The sequence below is a fragment of the Streptomyces sp. IBSBF 2435 genome (genome assembly GCF_036815005.1).
Lineage (GTDB): Bacteria > Actinomycetota > Actinomycetes > Streptomycetales > Streptomycetaceae > Actinacidiphila.
Genome location: NZ_JAJSYW010000214.1, coordinates 1 through 3,393 on the forward strand (window position 1 = coordinate 1; position 3,393 = coordinate 3,393).

Below are 3,393 nucleotides of genomic sequence, written 5' to 3' on the forward strand. Positions count from 1 at the left end.
CCACCACCCCCGCCGCCCCGACCGGGGCCGCCGACGCCCCGCAGGGCCGCACCGGGCAGCCCATCTCGCTGCCGCGGTGGTCGGCCTTCCAGGGCGTCCCCGCAGCGGGCGTCCGGCTGGTCGGCGGCCCGCGCGCGCTCGTCGCGGACGGCGCCACCTATGTCTTCGCCCGCGGCCAGGACAAGAACGTCTGGTACGTGGTCCGCGACGGCTCCGGTTACGGCCCGTGGCACAAGCTCAGCGGGATAAGCGTCGCCGACGACCCGGCCGCGGTCTCCGCCAAGGCCGGCCGGATCGACCTGTTCGCGCTCGGCACCGACGGCCTGCTCTACCGCAGGACCATGACCGGCGGCCACTGGAGCTCCTGGTCCCAGGTCGACGAGCGCACCCACTTCGACGCCGCCCCCGCCGCCGCCTCCTCCGCGCCCGGCCGGATCGACCTGGTCGGCCGGGTCGGCGGCGACCTGGTGACCGCCTCGCTGGTCGGCACCCGCTGGAACGCCTGGGCGGTCGTCCCCACCGCAGGCCGTATCACCGCCGCCCCCGCCCTGGTCTCCCGGGCCCACGGCACCCTGGACGCCTTCGTCGTGCGCAAGGCCGACGGCGCCGTGCTCCAGCTCCCGTACTCCGGCGGCGCCTGGCGGCCCGCCGCGGTCGTGCAGGGTCTCGACGCCACCGCCCGCCCCGACGCGGTCGCCGCGGGGGGCCGGCTGTACGCCTTCGCGTCCGGCGGCCAGGCCGCGGTCTCCCCGGACGCGGACTGGTCGGCCGCCCCGCTGCCGGGCACCTCCACCGCCCTGGGCGCGGCGGCAGCGTCGCCGCACACGCTGGAGATCTTCACCCGTACCTCGTCCGGCACCCTCAGCCGGGCGACGGCGTCGGTGTGACGGCCGCCGTCCACCCCGTACGGCGGCATGATCGCCGCAGTGACGGCGTGATGTCGCCACACGACCGGGGCAGTAGGTTTCGGCCAGCCGGTACGCTGGACCCGTGGCAATCGTCGATGTATCCGAAGAGCTGAAATCCCTGTCCTCGACCATGGGGTCGATCGAGGCCGTCCTCGACCTCGACCGGATGCGGAACGACATCGCCGCGCTTGAGGAGCAGGCCGCCGTGCCGTCCCTGTGGGACGACCCGGAAAGCGCGCAGAAGATCACCAGCCGGCTCTCCCACCTCCAGGCCGAGCTGCGCAAGGTCGAGGCGCTGCGCGGCCGTATCGACGACCTCGCCGTCCTGTTCGAGCTGGCCGAGGCGGAGGACGACGCCGACACCCGCACCGAGGCCGAGGCGGAGCTGGAGGCGGTCCGCAAGTCGCTGGACGAGATGGAGGTCAGGACCCTGCTGTCGGGCGAGTACGACGCCCGCGAGGCCCTGGTCAACATCCGCGCCGAGGCCGGCGGCATCGACGCGGCGGACTTCGCCGAGCAGCTCCAGCGGATGTATCTGCGCTGGGCCGAGCGCCACGGCTATTCCACCGAGGTCTACGAGACCTCCTACGCGGAGGAGGCCGGCATCAAGTCGACCACCTTCGTCGTCAAAGCCCCCTACGCGTACGGCACCCTGTCCGTCGAGCAGGGCACCCACCGGCTGGTGCGGATCTCCCCCTTCGACAACCAGGGCCGCCGCCAGACGTCCTTCGCCGGCGTCGAGGTGCTGCCGGTCGTCGAGCAGAGCGACCACGTCGAGATCGACGAGTCGGAACTGCGTGTCGACGTGTACCGCGCCTCGGGCCCCGGCGGCCAGGGCGTCAACACCACCGACTCCGCTGTCCGTATCACCCACATCCCCACCGGCATCGTGGTCTCCTGCCAGAACGAGCGCTCCCAGATCCAGAACAAGGCCAGCGCCATGAACGTCCTCCAGGCCAAGCTGCTCGAACGCCGCCGCCAGGAGGAGCAGGCCCTGATGGACTCCCTCGGCAAGAGCGACGGCGGCAACTCCTGGGGCAACCAGATGCGTTCGTACGTGCTGCACCCGTACCAGATGGTCAAGGACCTGCGCACCGACCACGAGGTCGGCAATCCGCAGGGCGTCCTCGACGGTGACATCGACGGCTTCATCGAGGCGGGCATCCGCTGGCGCAAGTCCCGTGAGAAGACCGCGGCTTGAGCCGTACGTGACGTCGCTCATGTCACAGACCTGTGGAGAAGTGCCGGGCGGACCGGGATGAACCGTACATCATGTGCTTAATGCCCTTGACGGTCCCGGCGAAAGCCGCGAGGGTGATGCGCGGCATGCGCATGTTGAGGCGTCAGCGCACGGGGGCGAGCGTTGAAGATTCCCTCCAGTGACACACCCTCACCTTGGCTGCGCAGCCCGAAGCAGACATCTACTGGGGGTACTTGACTCATGAGCAAGCGCAACACGCGGCTGCGTGTCGCCCGCATCGCCGCGGCGGCCGTCATCGCCGGCGGCGCCTCCCTGACGGCCATGGGCGCGGCCCAGGCCGTCACGAACGACAGTTCCTCGAAGCCCCTCGTCCACTCGCTGGACGAGGGCACGATCAGCGGTACGTCGGAAGGCACGAGCCAGGGCACGTCCGAGGGGACGTCCGAAGGGACGTCGACCGGCACGTCCGAGGGCACGTCGACCGGCACGTCCGAGGGCACGTCGACCGGTACGTCGGAGGGCACCTCGACGGGTACGTCGCAGGGGACGTCCGAGGGGACGTCGACCGGCACGTCCGAGGGCACGTCGACCGGTACGTCGGAGGGCACCTCGACGGGTACGTCGCAGGGGACGTCCGAGGGGACGTCGACCGGCACGTCCGAGGGCACGTCGACCGGTACGTCGGAGGGTACGTCGCAGGGCACGTCCACGGGTACGTCGGAGGGCACCTCGACGGGCACGTCCACCGGTACGTCGGAGGGCACCTCGACCGGTACGTCCACGGGCACCTCGACGGGCACCTCGACCGGTACGTCCACGGGCACCTCCACCGGTACCTCGACGGGCACGTCGACCGGCGCCTCCGCCGGAACCTCGCAGGGCACGTCCACCGGCTCCACCAGCGGCAACACGGGTGGTCCGACGTCGACCCCGACGTCGCCGGGCGGCAAGAACCCCGACGGCAACAACAACACCTGCACCCTGACCGGGGACAGCCTCGACTGCGGTAACAACAACACCGGCACCGACAACACGCAGCAGGTCCCGCAGGGCGACACCACGAGCCAGCTCGCCGAGACCGGTTCGAACGGCACCACCTTCCTCCTGATCGGCGCCGCCACTCTGATCGCGGGCGGCATCGGCTTCCGCCTGACCCCGCGTCTGGCCAACCGCCGCAACGCCGCCTGACGGCACATCGGCACGTAACAGGTGCGGGGGGGGGGGGGGGGGGGGGGGGGGGCCCCGCCCCCGTTGTTTTGGCGGGGCCCGGCCGCCGGGATTTAA

General features: G+C 71.5%; 2 protein-coding genes and 1 pseudogene. All 3 read left to right on the forward strand.

Annotation, left to right across the window (positions count from 1 at the left end; genetic code table 11):
- Window positions 1–887: pseudogene (locus V7E46_RS29310) on the forward strand (serine/threonine protein kinase); the annotation flags it as partial.
- A 103-nt stretch (window positions 888–990) separates the two neighbouring features.
- Entirely contained in the window at window positions 991–2,109 is a 1,119-nt protein-coding gene (prfB, locus tag V7E46_RS29315; protein WP_329178589.1) for a peptide chain release factor 2, read from the forward strand.
- 240 nt (window positions 2,110–2,349) lie between these two features.
- Window positions 2,350–3,297 carry a hypothetical protein gene (locus V7E46_RS29320; protein ID WP_333771261.1) on the forward strand — a complete coding sequence of 316 codons (948 nt, stop codon included), beginning with the start codon at window positions 2,350–2,352 and terminating at the stop codon, window positions 3,295–3,297.
- Window positions 3,298–3,393: the final 96 nt, after the last annotated feature.

Bases quoted from the DNA above. Each gene is read 5' to 3' on its own strand.
- V7E46_RS29320 (WP_333771261.1), top strand. From the start codon at position 2,350: ATGAGCAAGCGCAACACGCGGCTGCGTGTCGCCCGCATCGCCGCGGCG.